The organism is Segatella copri, assembly GCF_019249765.2.
GTDB lineage: Bacteria > Bacteroidota > Bacteroidia > Bacteroidales > Bacteroidaceae > Prevotella > Prevotella copri_K.
Map to the genome: position 1 here is coordinate 451,428 of NZ_CP152484.1, position 14,399 is coordinate 465,826.

General features: G+C 46.1%; 13 protein-coding genes. All 13 read left to right on the top strand.

Annotated features, from left to right (window positions below; translation table 11 throughout):
- Positions 1–894 precede the first annotated feature (894 nt).
- Positions 895–1,245, top strand: coding sequence for an NADH-quinone oxidoreductase subunit A (locus tag KUA46_RS01820; RefSeq protein WP_022120133.1), 351 nt, complete (start codon positions 895–897; stop codon positions 1,243–1,245).
- The gene (locus KUA46_RS01825) at positions 1,236–1,961 is read left to right on the top strand and encodes an NADH-quinone oxidoreductase subunit B (RefSeq protein WP_117727080.1); all 726 of its coding nucleotides are present in this window, start codon (positions 1,236–1,238) and stop codon (positions 1,959–1,961) included. The genes KUA46_RS01820 and KUA46_RS01825 overlap by 10 nt, the downstream gene beginning before the upstream one ends.
- Positions 1,962–1,980: 19 nt before the next feature.
- On the top strand, positions 1,981–3,552 hold the full coding sequence (locus KUA46_RS01830) for an NADH-quinone oxidoreductase subunit C (RefSeq protein WP_153083866.1): 1,572 nt from the start codon (positions 1,981–1,983) through the stop codon (positions 3,550–3,552).
- Between the two features lie 2 nt (positions 3,553–3,554).
- Positions 3,555–4,640, top strand: a complete 1,086-nt coding sequence (gene nuoH, locus KUA46_RS01835; RefSeq protein WP_006846359.1) for an NADH-quinone oxidoreductase subunit NuoH — start codon at positions 3,555–3,557, stop codon at positions 4,638–4,640.
- Positions 4,641–4,674: 34 nt separating this feature from the next.
- Positions 4,675–5,205 (top strand): NuoI/complex I 23 kDa subunit family protein, encoded by a 531-nt coding sequence (locus KUA46_RS01840; RefSeq protein WP_118153999.1) that lies wholly within the window; start codon positions 4,675–4,677, stop codon positions 5,203–5,205.
- 15 nt (positions 5,206–5,220) lie between these two features.
- Entirely contained in the window at positions 5,221–5,748 is a 528-nt protein-coding gene (locus KUA46_RS01845; RefSeq protein ID WP_118085634.1) for an NADH-quinone oxidoreductase subunit J family protein, read from the top strand.
- Positions 5,745–6,053, top strand: a complete 309-nt coding sequence (gene nuoK / locus KUA46_RS01850; RefSeq protein ID WP_006846356.1) for an NADH-quinone oxidoreductase subunit NuoK — start codon at positions 5,745–5,747, stop codon at positions 6,051–6,053. Before KUA46_RS01845 ends, nuoK begins: the two co-directional genes overlap by 4 nt.
- Before the next feature lie 6 nt (positions 6,054–6,059).
- Entirely contained in the window at positions 6,060–8,015 is a 1,956-nt protein-coding gene (gene nuoL / locus KUA46_RS01855; protein WP_022120138.1) for an NADH-quinone oxidoreductase subunit L, read from the top strand.
- Positions 8,016–8,048: 33 nt separating this feature from the next.
- Positions 8,049–9,548: a complex I subunit 4 family protein gene (locus KUA46_RS01860; protein WP_218486774.1), complete on the top strand. Its 1,500-nt coding sequence runs from the start codon at positions 8,049–8,051 to the stop codon at positions 9,546–9,548.
- Between the two features lie 15 nt (positions 9,549–9,563).
- A complete protein-coding gene (locus KUA46_RS01865; RefSeq protein ID WP_022120140.1) occupies positions 9,564–11,015 on the top strand; it encodes an NADH-quinone oxidoreductase subunit N in 1,452 nt (483 codons plus the stop codon).
- Between the two features lie 152 nt (positions 11,016–11,167).
- Positions 11,168–11,353 (top strand): DUF4250 domain-containing protein, encoded by a 186-nt coding sequence (locus tag KUA46_RS01870; RefSeq protein WP_006847041.1) that lies wholly within the window; start codon positions 11,168–11,170, stop codon positions 11,351–11,353.
- A 155-nt stretch (positions 11,354–11,508) separates the two neighbouring features.
- Positions 11,509–12,402, top strand: a complete 894-nt coding sequence (locus KUA46_RS01875) for a YitT family protein (protein ID WP_218486773.1) — start codon at positions 11,509–11,511, stop codon at positions 12,400–12,402.
- Between the two features lie 210 nt (positions 12,403–12,612).
- Positions 12,613–14,370, top strand: a complete 1,758-nt coding sequence (locus KUA46_RS01880) for an ATP-binding protein (protein ID WP_218486772.1) — start codon at positions 12,613–12,615, stop codon at positions 14,368–14,370.
- Positions 14,371–14,399: the final 29 nt, after the last annotated feature.

Genomic DNA, 14,399 nt, shown 5'->3' on the forward strand with positions numbered 1-14,399 from the left:
CGTCAAAGGAGGAACGCCTGGCGGGGTTGCGTTTTATGGTTGTACAACTAAAGGGTTTATGGTTGTACAGCTAAAAGGTTTATGGTTGTACAGCTAAAGGGTTTATGGTTGTACAACAAAAGGGTTTATAGTTGTACGACTATAGGGTGTATGGTTGTACGACTATAAGGGTTGTAGTTGTACGATTAAAAGGTGTTGTCACTAGGCTCGGCAGACCTGCTGACTGCAGTCGGCAGAGCTGCTGACTAGGCTCAGCAGGTCTGCTGAGCCTAGTGGCAACCTTCGAGAAGCAGTCTCCTTCAACTCGAGAAGCAGTCTCCTAAAACTAAAAGAGACGTCTCTTTGAACCCAAAGAAACGTCTCCTTTCGCTTATTCAATCATATCCTTCTGCTTATTCAAACATCAGAATACGCTTATTCAATCATAATCTTCTGCTTATTCAAACATCTGAATTCTCCAGCAGAACTATCTTCTTCCCCGGGAAGAGCCGGATGCTTTATAGAACTTACCTTTCTGGCGGGAGATGAAGATGCCGCCTTGGGCTGAAGTCTTATCTACTTGCTGGCCATTGAGATTATAGATAATCTCTTTCTCATCCTTTTTATGAAGGGTAGGAGAGGCGATGAAAGTTGTGCCGGAAACAATGTCGAAGCGGATGAATTTTTGGGTAAAAATTCCTACTGTTCAGTTCCTTATTGCTACAAAATACGCTCGTTTTAGCTGTTTCCGAACCTTCGTTAATACTGTCTGTTAACTGATGAAATCAGGCTGTTTTTTGAGTTTTTTCACTTTAGATGTAAATTAAACCATAAAAAAATGTGCTCTTTCAGAAAAAAGTGTTACCTTTGCAGCCGCTTAGAAGCATTTATATAAAATAACGTTATAAAAATTTTATGAACTTTACACTATTTATCACCGTTTTGCTGACGGCTGTAACCTTGGTGGTGGCTGCTTATGTCATCGCGAAGTTGATCGGTCCTCGTTCATACAATCCGGTAAAGGGTGAACCTTTTGAGTGCGGTATTCCGACTCGTGGCAGCTCATGGTTGCCATCACACATCGGCTACTACCTCTTCGCCATCCTTTTCCTGATGTTTGACATCGAGACAGTATTGCTTTACCCATGGGCAGTCGTAGTTAAGCAGTTTGGATCTATGGCTCTCGTGAGCATCGGGTTCTTCCTGTTGGTATTAGTATTTGGCCTTGCATACGCTTGGCGGAAAGGAGCATTGGAATGGAAGTAAACAAAAGAGCCTCTATCAAGAGTATTCCTTACGACGAGTTTAAGGACAATGACACCCTCGAAAAGATTGCGCAGGAGCTCAATGAGGGTGGTGCGAATGTGGTAGTCGGTTCCCTTGATGCAGCCATCAACTGGGGACGCAGTAACTCTCTCTGGTCTTTGACCTTCGGTACCTCTTGCTGTGGTATCGAGTTCATGGCTGTAGGTTGTGCACGTTACGACTTCTCCCGTTTCGGTTTCGAGGTAACCCGTAACTCTCCACGTCAGGCTGACTTGATTATGTGTGCCGGTACTATTACCAATAAGATGGCACCTGTATTCAAACGTTTGTACGATGAAATGGCTGAGCCTAAGTATGTGGTAGCTGTAGGTGGATGCGCCATCTCTGGCGGTCCGTTCAAGAAGAGCTACAACGTGGTTCGTGGTATCAGCGAGTTGGTTCCTGTGGATGTTTATATCCCTGGATGTCCTCCACGCCCTGAGGCAATCCTTTACGGTATGATGCAGTTGCAGCGTAAGGTAAAGGTTGAGAAATTCTTCGGTGGTGCTAACCACAAGATGACTCAGGATGAGAAGGAACTCTCTATGAGCAAGGGTGGTCTTCGCGGCTTGAGCAACGAGAACCTCTCTGACAGCGAGAAGCTCGGACACAAGGAGCCTATCATCGTAACTGAAGTACCTGAGGATTTCGACCCTCAGAAAGGTCTAACTGATTAATATAATAAGGTATAAGAACATGAAACTGAATAATATTGAATTGAGTTTTGATAATTTCGCCTCTGAAATGGCGAAGTTGAAGAACGAGAAGCATTTCGACTACCTTGTTACCATCATCGGTGAAGACTTCGGTGAGGAAGGTCTCGGATGTATCTATATTCTCGAGAATACTCAGACCAACGAGCGCTGCTCAGTAAAGACCATCGCCAAGAAGGTGGATGGCAGTGATGTGATTCCTACAGTTATTAACCTTTGGAAGGTGGCTGACCTTCTGGAGCGTGAGGTATTCGATTTTGTCGGCATCAAGTTCCTGGGTCACCCAGACATGCGTCGTCTCTTCCTCCGCACCGATTTCCAGGGCTATCCATTGCGCAAGGATTTCGATATGAGTCCTGAGGCAAACAAGTTCCCTTGTACTGATGAGCCAGAGGATGACTTCACCATGGAGTATTCCTTGAGCGAGGATGGACATCTCGTTGCTACAGAGAAGCGTCGCTTCGACGAGAACGACTATGTTGTCAACATCGGTCCTAACCACCCATCTACTCATGGTGTGCTCCGATTGCAGACCGTTATTGATGGTGAGACCGTGAAGCGCATCTATCCACACCTCGGTTATATTCACCGTGGTATCGAGAAGATGTGGGAGAACATGACCTATCCACAGACCTTGGCATTGACCGACCGTCTGAACTATCTTTCTGCGATGATGCACCGCCACGCTCTGGTTGGCGTTATCGAGGAGGCGATGGGTATCGAACTCTCAGACCGCATCCGCTATATCCGCACCATTATGGATGAGTTGCAGCGTATCGACTCTCACTTGTTGTACCTCGGCTGTACCGCACAGGACTTGGGTGCCTTGACCGCATTCCTTTACTGTATGCGTGACCGTGAGCACGTATTGAACGTGATGGAGGAGACAACCGGTGGCCGTCTGATCCAAAACTACTACCGTATCGGTGGTCTGCAGGCAGATATCGACCCTAACTTCGTTCAGAATGTGAAGACCCTCTGCAAGTATCTCCGTCCGATGATTCAGGAATACCTCGACGTATTCGGCGACAACGTGATTACTCACAACCGTCTCGAAGGTGTAGGTCCAATGAACCTTGAGGATTGTATCAACTATGCCGTAACCGGTCCTGCTGGTCGTGCATCAGGTTGGAAGAACGATACCCGTAAGCGTCATCCATACGATATGTACGACAAGGTAGAGTGGAAGGAAATCACCCTTACCGGTTGCGATTCAATGGATCGTTACTATGTACACATCCAGGAGTTGTATCAGAGCTTGGACATCATCGAGCAGTTGATCGACAACATTCCAGAGGGTGAGTACTACATCAAGCAGAAGCCAATCATCAAGGTTCCAGAGGGACAGTGGTACTTCTCTGTAGAGGGTGCCAGCGGCGAGTTTGGTGTATATCTCGACTCAAAGGGTGACAAGAGTCCATACCGTATGAAGATGCGTCCGATGGGTCTCTCACTCACAGGAGCCTTGGATCCAATGCTCCGTGGTCAGAAGATCGCCGACCTCATCACTACAGGTGCAGCAATCGATTTCGTAATCCCTGATATTGATAGATAATTATGTTTGATTTTAGTATAGTAACAACATTCATCGACAATCTGCTTCGCCAGACCTTGGGTCTGGGCGACTTCCTGTCGATTCTGATTGAGTGCGTGCTCGTGGGTATCTGCATTTTGACAGCATACGCCCTCATCGCTATCGTACTTATCTTCATGGAGCGTAAGGTGTGTGCCTACTTCCAGTGCCGTCTTGGCCCTATGCGTGTAGGTCCTTGGGGTATCTTCCAGGTATTCGCCGACGTGCTCAAGATGTTGATCAAGGAGATCTTCGCTGTAGATAGAGCCGACAAGCTGCTCTACTACATGGCACCATTCCTCGTGATCATTGCCTCTGTAGGTACTTTCTCATTCCTTCCATGGAACAAGGGAGCTCATATTCTTGACTTCAACGTAGGTGTATTCCTCATCACAGCCGTAAGTTCTATCGGCGTGCTGGGTGTGTTCCTCGCTGGTTGGGCATCTAACAACAAGTACTCTGTGGTATCTGCCATGCGTGGTGCCGTACAGATGATTTCTTACGAGATGTCTCTCGGTCTCTGTCTGATTTCTGCAGTCGTTCTTACCGGCACCATGCAGGTAAGCGGTATCGTAGAGGCACAGACTGGTGCTTGGAACTGGTTGATTATCAAGGGTCATGTGCCAGCTATCCTGGCTTTCCTCGTATTCCTCGTAGCAGGTAATGCTGAGGCAAACCGTGGTCCTTTCGACTTGGCTGAGGCTGAGAGTGAGTTGACCGCTGGTTACCACACTGAGTATTCAGGTATGGGCTTCGGTTTCTACTACCTGGCTGAGTACCTCAACCTCTTCGTGATTTCTGGTATCGCTTCTACCGTATTCCTCGGTGGTTGGGCGCCATTGAACATCGGTATCGAGGGCTTCGACAATCTGATGAACCTTATTCCTGGTTTCATCTGGTTCTTCGGTAAGACCTTCGCTGTGGTTTGGCTCCTGATGTGGGTACGTTGGACATTCCCACGTCTGCGTATCGACCAGATTCTGAAGTTGGAGTGGAAGTATCTGATGCCATTGTCACTGGTCATTCTGATCTTGATGACAGTATGCGTAGCATTCGGATTCCACGGATAATCTTTAATACACATTATTATAATAATAAGAAAGTATGTCTAACAATTCATATTTCGGCGGTATTGCAGCGGGTTTGAAGACCCTCGCTATCGGTATGAAGACTACCATGAAGGAGTACTTCACACCAAAGAGCACAGAGCAGTATCCTGAGAACCGCAAGACTACACTCCACATCTCTCCACGTTTCCGTGGTCGCCTGGTCTTTGTTCGTGATGAGAACGAGGCTTACAAGTGTGTGGGTTGTACATTGTGTGAGAAGTCATGCCCTAACGATACCATCAAGATCGTAACCGAGATGGTGGAGGACCCAGAGACAGGCAAGAAGAAGCGCAAGCTGGTAGATTACCAGTACGACTTGGGCGACTGCATGTTCTGCGAGCTCTGTGTGAACGCATGTAACTTCGGTGCAATCAAGTTTGTCAACGATTTCGAGAATGCAGTCTTCGACCGCAACAAGTTGGTGATGCACCTTGACAAGGAGGTTTATAAGGGCGGAAGCCTTCCAAACCTCATCGAGGGTGGTGCCCCATTGGAAATCGGTAAGTTTAACACCAAGACTAAGTAAGGAGGACTTTAGACAATGATAACAGCAAATTTATTTATGTTCGTCATCTTGGCAGTAGTCATCCTTGGCTCAGCCATCATGTGCGTGTTCACCAAGCGCATCATGCGTGCGGCAACCTTCCTGTTGTTCGTACTCTTCGGTGTAGCAGGCATGTTCTTCCTGCTCGACTATACTTATCTGGGTGCAGCTCAGATTTCTGTATATGCCGGTGGTATCACCATGCTTTATGTCTTCGCTATCCAGTTGGTATCAAAGCGTACTCTCCAGGGTCTTTTGGAGCATGTCAAGGGTAGCAAGATTGTAGGTCGCGCACTCGTCTGCCTCGTTGGTTTCGTAACCTTGGCAGTCATCGTGTTGAAGAATCACTTTATTGATATGGCTGCAACCGTAGCCGACACCGAGGTGCCAATGGATCAGGTAGGTTCTGCACTGGTAGGTGCTGACAAGTATGGCTATGTATTGCCATTCGAGTTTATCTCTGTATTCCTGTTGGCATGTATCATCGGTGGTATCTTAATCGCAAGAAAGGAGGATAAGAAATGATTCCAGTACAATATTTCTTCGTGCTCTCAGCACTCTTGTTCTTCATCGGAGTCTATGGCTTCTGTACACGCCGTAACCTCGTTGCCATGCTCATCTCCATCGAGCTTGTATTGAATGCAGCCGATTTGAACTTCGCTGTGTTCAACCGCATCCTCTTCCCAGGACAGTTGGAAGGTTTCTTCTTCACATTGTTCTCTATCGGAGTAGCAGCAGCCGAGACAGCCGTAGCACTCGCTATTATTATCAACGTTTACCGCAACTATCACAGTGACCAGGTGAACAGTATTGAAAACATGAAATTCTAAAAGACAATGGAATACAATTATGCATTTTTGATACTTCTTCTGCCATTCCTGAGCTTCCTGGTTCTGGGACTTGTGGGTATGAAGATGAAAAGACCGGTAGCAGCACTCATCGGTACCGTATTGATGGGCTGTGTATTCGCGATGTCTGTCTATACAGCATACGAGTACTTCTTTGCAGTGGGTCGCGATGCCTCTACAGGTATGTACCCAACTGTTACCGTATTTAATTTCACATGGTTGAAGTTTACTGAGTTGCTCACCTTCAACATCGGTTTCCGTCTGAGCCCAATCTCTGTATTGATGCTCATCGTGATTACCACCGTCAGCTTCATGGTTCACATCTACAGCTTCGGCTATATGGCAGAGCGTGATGAGAACTACAAGGTTGAGGAATACGAGAAGGGTATGCAGCGTTTCTACGCTTACCTGAGCCTCTTCACCATGTCTATGTTGGGCCTGGTAGTAGCTACCAACATCTTCCAGATGTATCTGTTCTGGGAGTTGGTGGGTGTCTGCTCATACCTGCTCATCGGTTTCTACTATCCAAAGCATGCTGCAGTTCATGCCAGCAAGAAGGCGTTCATCGTAACCCGTTTCGCAGACCTCTTCTTCCTCATCGGTATCCTGTTCTACAGCTTCTATGTAGGAACCTTCAACTATGACTTGAATGCTCAGCCAGAGCTCAACTCTGCTTTGGCAGGTGCAGCTTGGGTAATGCCAACAGCGTTGTTCCTCATGTTCATCGGTGGTGCCGGTAAGAGTGCGATGTTCCCATTGCACATCTGGTTGCCAGATGCTATGGAGGGTCCAACTCCTGTTTCTGCGTTGATCCACGCCGCTACCATGGTTGTAGCCGGTGTATATCAGGTAGCCAGCCTCTTCCCAATCTGGGTTCAGTATGCTCCTGAGACATTGCACTATGTAGCTTACATTGCAGCCTTTACCGCATTCTATGCAGCAGCTGTAGCTTGCTGCCAGCGTGATATCAAGCGTGGTCTGGCTTTCTCTACTATCTCTCAGATTGCCTACATGCTTGTAGCTCTCGGTGTCTGCTTCGCAGTAGATAACCACCATGGTGGTTTGGGTTATATGGCTGGTATCTTCCACCTGTTTACCCACGCTATGTTCAAGGCATTGCTCTTCCTCTGCTCTGGTGCCATCATCGTCATCATCGGCAGTAATTTCAAGGATTACATGGGCGGTCTGCACAAGTACATGCCTATTACCAACATCTGCTTCCTCATCGGTTGCTTGGCGATTGCAGGTATTCCTCCATTCGCAGGTTTCTGGTCAAAGGATGAGATTATCTCAGCATGCTTCCAGTTCTCTCCATTCATGGGCTGGTTCATGACAGTGGTTGCCGGTATGACTGCATTCTACATGTTCCGTCTCTACTATGTCATTTTCTGGGGACAGAGCTACTATGAGCTTGATCCTGAGAACCGTCGCAAACCACAGGAGGTTCCTTTCGTGATGTGGGGTCCATTGGTATTCCTCGCCATCATCTCTTGCCTCTGCGGTTTGATTCCATTTGGTCACTTCGTATCTGCTACAGGTCAGAGCTACGATATCCATATCGACATGAGTGTGGCAACAACCTCTGTTATCGTTGCTATCATCGGTATCGGTCTGGCTACTTACATGTATGCTCCTAAGAAGACTCCATTGGCAGACACTTTGGCTAAGAAGATGCCTAAGTTGCACAAGGCAGCCTTGAACCGTTTCTATATCGACGATGCTTGGCAGTTCTTCACCCACAAGATTGTCTTCGGTTGCTTCTCAAAGCCAATCGCATGGTTCGACCGTCGCGTTATCGATGGTACCTTCAACTTCATGGCTTGGGGTACACAGGAGGCAGGTGAAACCATCCGCCCATGGCAGAGTGGTGATGTTCGCAGCTATGCTATCTGGTTCCTCACCGGTACCGTAGCATTGACATTGTGCCTGCTCGCACTTCTTTAATGAAAGTCTCACAATTAAGTAAATAGAAAAGAAATGAATTTAAGTATATTCGTCATAGTACCACTCCTGATGTTGCTCGGCCTCTGGTTGGCACGCAACGACAAGCAGGTTCGTGGTGTGATGGTAGCAGGTGCCAGCGTATTGCTCGGTCTCTCCATCTATTTGGTGTTTGCATTTCTCGAAGCTCGTGAGACAATGCCAGCCGACCAAGCTCCGATGCTCTTCACCTACTGTGTGCCTTGGTTTGAACCATTGCACATCAACTATTCACTCGGTGTGGATGGTATCTCAGTGGTGATGCTTCTCTTGACTTCTATCATCGTGTTCACCGGTACATTTGCTTCCTGGCAGATGGAACCAATGAAGAAGGAATACTTCCTCTGGTTCACACTCCTGAGCATCGGTGTATATGGCTTCTTCATCTCTGTCGACATGTTCACCATGTTCATGTTCTATGAGGTTGCGCTGATTCCTATGTACCTCCTCATCGGTGTATGGGGTAGTGGTGCAAAGGAGTATTCAGCCATGAAGTTGACTTTGATGTTGATGGGTGGTTCAGCTCTTTTGGTTATCGGTATCCTGGGTATCTACTTCTATAGTGGTGCTCAGACCTTCGAAATCCTCGATATCGCTCACCATACTAATGGTGCTCATGCGATTCCAGAGAGCGTGCAGAACGTGTTCTTCCCATTGCTCTTCATCGGTTTCGGTATCCTTGGTGCGCTGTTCCCATTCCACACATGGTCTCCTGATGGTCACGCCAGTGCGCCAACAGCCGTATCTATGTTGCACGCCGGTGTATTGATGAAGCTTGGTGGTTATGGTTGCTTCCGTATCGCCATGTTCCTCTTGCCAGCTGCTACTCACGGATTCTGGATCAAGGTGTTCCTCGTACTGACTACCATCTCTATCGTATATGGTGCTTTGTCAGCATGTGTGCAGACCGACTTGAAGTACATCAACGCTTACTCATCAGTATCTCACTGTGGTATGGTGCTCTTCGCTCTCTGTATGATGACCGAGACAGCCGCTACTGGTGCAATCCTCCAGATGTTGTCTCACGGTTTGATGACCGCCCTCTTCTTTGCCGTTATCGGTATGATTTACCATCAGGCTGGTACACGTGACGTACGTTACCTGGGTGGTTTGATGAAGATTATTCCATTCCTCTCAGTAGGTTATGCAGTAGCTGGTTTGGCTAACCTCGGTTTGCCTGGTTTCTCTGGTTTCGTAGCCGAGATGACCATCTTCGTAGGTGCTTTCCAGAATGCAGATATGTTCCATCGTGTATGTACCATCATCGCATGTACCTCTATCGTAGTAACAGCGGTTTACATCCTGCGTTGTGTTGGTAAGATCCTTTATCAGAAGGTTCCTAGTCCTAAGTTGGAGAAGCTTCACGATGCTACCTGGGACGAGCGTATCGCTGTAGCAGGTCTTATCGCCTGCGTTGCAGGTCTCGGTATGTTCCCACTCTGGGCAGAGAAGATTATCATGGACGCTGTAGGTCCTATCTTTAGTGTAATCATGTAATAAATATCAGAAGAAATGAATTACAGTCAATTTTTAAATATGATTCCAGAAGCCACTCTGATGGTAGTTCTGTTGATCACTTTCATTGCTGACTTCTGCAGTTCCAAGAGCGCAGACCGTAAGTGGTTCAATCCTCTGGTATGTCTCTTGATGGTGGCTCACATTGCCATCAATATCTTCCCAACAGAAGCCACAGAGGCATTTGGCGGCATGTACACAACAGGTCCTGCTGCCGGTGTCTTGAAGACTATCCTGGCGCTGGGTACCCTCATCGTGATGGTACAGGCTAAGGAGTGGTTGAGCCGCGAGGACACAGCCTTCAAGGAGGGTGAGTTCTATATGCTGATTATCTCTACCTTGCTCGGTATGAACATGATGGTTAGTGCTAACCACTTCCTCCTGTTCTTCCTCGGTCTCGAAATGGCATCTGTGCCAATGGCTTGCTTGGTAGCATTCGATAAGTACCGTCACAATTCTGCTGAGGCAGGTGCTAAGTTCATCCTTACCGCTACTTTCTCAAGTGGCGTGATGATCTATGGTATCTCTCTGCTCTATGCAGCTTGTGGTACTTTGTACTTCGATGATGTAGCAAAGGTTATTTCAGCATCACCATTGACCATTGCCGGTATGGTATTCTTCTTCAGTGGTCTCGGTTTCAAGATTTCCTTGGTTCCTTTCCACTTCTGGACAGCCGATTCATACCAGGGTGCACCAACTACTGTTACAGGTTATTTGTCAGTAGTATCTAAGGGTGCTGCAGCGTTTACTCTCTGCGCTATCCTCATGAAGGTGTTCCAGCCAATGGTAGAGTACTGGACCGTATTGCTTTACATCGTGATTGTACTTTCTATCACTATCGCTAACCTGTTTGCCATCCGTCAGAGCGACCTGAAGCGTTTCATGGCATTCTCTTCTATCTCTCAGGCTGGTTACATCATGTTGGCTGTGGTAGGTAACTCAGCGATGAGCGTGAGCGCCCTGACTTACTATGTATTGATTTACGTAGTAGCCAACCTGAGCGTCTTCACCATCATCTCATCTATTGAGGAGCACAACAACGGTACAGTTCAGATGGACAGCTACAATGGTTTGTACAAGACCAACCCACGTCTGGCATTCCTGATGACCTTGGCATTGTTCTCATTGGGTGGTATTCCTCCATTCGCTGGTATGTTCTCGAAGTTCTTCGTGTTCATGGCAGCAGTTGGTACACACGACATCCACACCACATTGGGAGCCTGGGCATACGGCGTAGTATTCATCGCGTTGGTAAACACAGTTATCAGCTTGTACTACTACCTGCTCATCGTGAAGGCTATGTTCATCAAGCACAGCGATAATCCGCTTCCTACTTTCCAGAGCGCATGCTCAACCAAGTTGGCGCTTGCTATCTGCACCGTAGGTATCGTAGCATTCGGTATTTGCTCATTCGTCTTCGACTGGATTTCAGTTGCAGTGAATGCGTAAATCATCAATAATTTATAAAAATCCCAGCAATCGGTAAAAGATTGCTGGGATTTTTTTGGTATTGTCTGAATTTTGCAGTAATTTTGCACCCCGAAAGAGGCATGGTGCCTCAAGTAATCAATAATAAATATTAATTAATCAATATAAAAAGGATGGATAAGTTACCAATGAATGATGTTCCGATGCTCGTAAGCGCCATCAACTTCCTGCTTCGTGACCACGAGTTTGAAACACTCGATGAGATTTGTAATCACTTCAATGTGAACCGTGCGGCATTAGAAGCCCAAATGGCTACCCAAGGATTTGAGTGGTCAGAGCAGCAGAAGAAATTCTGGTAAAAACCACACGCCCAGAAATGTATAGTCAGCACGCCCTGTAAGGGCAGAAGCTCCTAGCCCAGGGCAACACCCTGGGTAAATATAATTGCATTTAAAAACGCCCTGTAAGGGCAAAAGCTTTAAAAAAAATATAAATTGTAAATTATAAATTAATTATGACTCCTCCTCGACCCTTGTGGAAGTCTGTACAAGACTATGTTTTGATTGCGATAGGTATGATATCCTACGCTATTGGATGGAACGTGTTCCTCTTGCCAACCAATGTAACAGCAAGCGGACTTCCTGGTATCTCCAGTATTATCTATTGGGCAACCGGTTGCCCTGTGCAAATTCCGTATTTTATCGTCAACGCCACCTTATTAATATGTGCGTTCAAGATTTTGGGAGCAAAGTTCTGTGTCAAGACTGTTTATGCCGTTATAGTGGTAACCATCCTGACCTCTTTCTTCTCCAGCCGTTTAGGTGATTTTCATCTTTTGGAAAACCAACCTTTATGGGCTGCTTTCCTGGGTGCCGTTTTCTGTGGCTGCGGAATCGGACTCGGTTTCTCGGTTGGTGGAAGTACGGGTGGTACGGATATCATCGCAGCCATCGTCAACAAGTATCGCGACATTTCTCTAGGTAGAGTGATTATGATATGCGACATCTTCATCATCAGTTCCAGCTATCTGGTGGTACACGATTGGGAGAAGGTGTTATATGGTTATGTAGTTCTTTGCGTTCAGGCATTCTGCATCGACCAGGTGGTAAACAGCAGAAGACGAAGCGTACAGTTCTTTATCATTTCACAGAAGTATGAGGAGATAGGCAAGCGCATCAATGTAGATGCTGATAGGGGAGTAACGGTGGTGAATGCCAGCGGTTTTTATTCCGGTCAGGATGTGAAGATGCTTTTCGTGTTAGCCAAGCAGCGTCAGGCTCCTGCTATCTTCCGTCTTATCAGCGAGATAGATCCCCATGCCTTTGTCAGTCAGAGTGCCGTTATCGGTGTGTATGGTGAAGGTTTTGACAAGATTAAATATAAAAGCAAAAAAGAGCACGGAATTTAATATTCCGTGCTTTTTTGTGTTATAACAAACGAGTCTCGGAAAAAATCACCATAGCCATCAAATCAATTCAACTATTAGGAGGTTATATAGGGTTCATATTGCAAAAATACCAATAATTTTTAGCAATACAAAGAAAAGACAGACAGATTCTTTGGCATATTCAGATAATTTTCTTATTTTTGCAAAGGTAAAATATTAAAAGGAGCAATCATGAATCAGAATATGAAACGTTTGCCTTACGGCATCAATGACTTTGAGGCTGTTATAGAGCAAAATCAATATTATGTGGATAAGACGATGTATTTGCCTTTGTTGGAAAACCAACCAAGCAACATCTTCTTCATTCGTCCACGTCGGTTCGGTAAGAGCATATTCCTGAGTATGCTCCATGCTTACTATGACTGTAGCAAGAAAGAGAAATTCCAAACTCTTTTCGGTGATTTATGGGTTGGTAAGCATCCTACTCCTTTGCAGGGAAAGTATCAGATTCTTCACCTTGATTTCTCGTATGTGGGTGGTGGTATCGAAAAGTTGGAGGAAAACTTCAATATGTATCTGCGTGTCAAATTGGACGGTTTCATGCGAGTTTACCAAGAGTTTTATCTGGCAGATTTTAAGGAGAGGTTTTTTAAGTCGGATTCTGGTACGGAGAAACTGGCTTTGCTTCAGGATGAGACTGCAGCCAAGGGCATTCCTCTCTATCTGATCATCGATGAATATGACAATTTCACCAATACCGTGCTCAATGAGCAGGGCGAGAATGTATATTGGGCAATCACCCATGCCGACGGTTTCTACCGTGATGTCTTCAAGAAGTTCAAGGGCATGTTTGAGCGTATCTTCATTACAGGTGTCAGTCCTGTGACCTTGGATGATGTGACGAGTGGGTTCAATATTGGCTGGCATATCTCCACCAAGCCAGAGTTCAATCAGATGTTGGGCTTCTCTTTGGAGGAAGTGCGCAAGATGTTTGCTTATTACAAGAAAATGGGGGGTATTCCTGCAGCAAGCGATATCGAGGCGATGATAGACGAGATGAAACCTTGGTATGATAACTATTGTTTTTCTGAGGATGCTCTGCATACTCAGAGTAAGGTGTTCAATAGTGATATGGTCATCTATTATCTCCGAAATTATATAGATAGGGGAGAAGCTCCAAAGCAGATGATAGACCCAAACACAAAGACTGACTACAACAAGATGAAGAAACTTCTTCAGTTGGATAAGTTGGATGGCGACCGCAAAGGTGTTATCCGCACGATAGCCGAGACGGGGCAGATTGTGACAACCCTGGAAGAGACATTTCCTGCCAGTAGGTTGACTAATCCTCAAACATTCACCAGTCTGTTGTTCTATTATGGTATGCTTACTATAAAGGGTACTTTTGGTGATATGATGATATTGGGTATTCCAAACAATAATGTTCGTAAACAATACTATGGTTATTTGTTGGAGCAATATCAGGAGGAAAAGTTTGTTGACTTGAACCAGATGAAAATTCTGTTTACTTACATGGCACTTGAGGGTAAGTGGCGTGAAGGATTACAGTTTATGGCAGATGCCTATTCCAAGGTATCGTCAGTTCGTGACGGCATAGAGTCGGAGCGCAATCTTCAAGGTTTCTTCATGGCATATCTGAATTTGAACAATTACTATTATACCGCACCGGAGCTAGAGTTGAACCATGGCTATTGTGATTTTTTCCTTTTGCCAAATCTTACTCATTATGCTACGAAGCATAGTTATATCCTGGAGCTGAAGGTGTTGTCGAAGAAAGATTACGAGTCAAAGCCAGAGGATGGCAAACTTTCTAAGGCAGAAGCCCAATGGCAAGAGGCTGAGGAACAAATCAAGCGATATGCCGCAGCTCCAAGGGTCGAGGCGCTGCGCCAGGGTACAATGCTCCATAAAATCATCATGCAGTTTGTCGCTGGCAAGTTGGTGAGGATGGAGGAGGTGGCATGTTGAGAGACATTGAATTATTTTAGTGTTCAAAG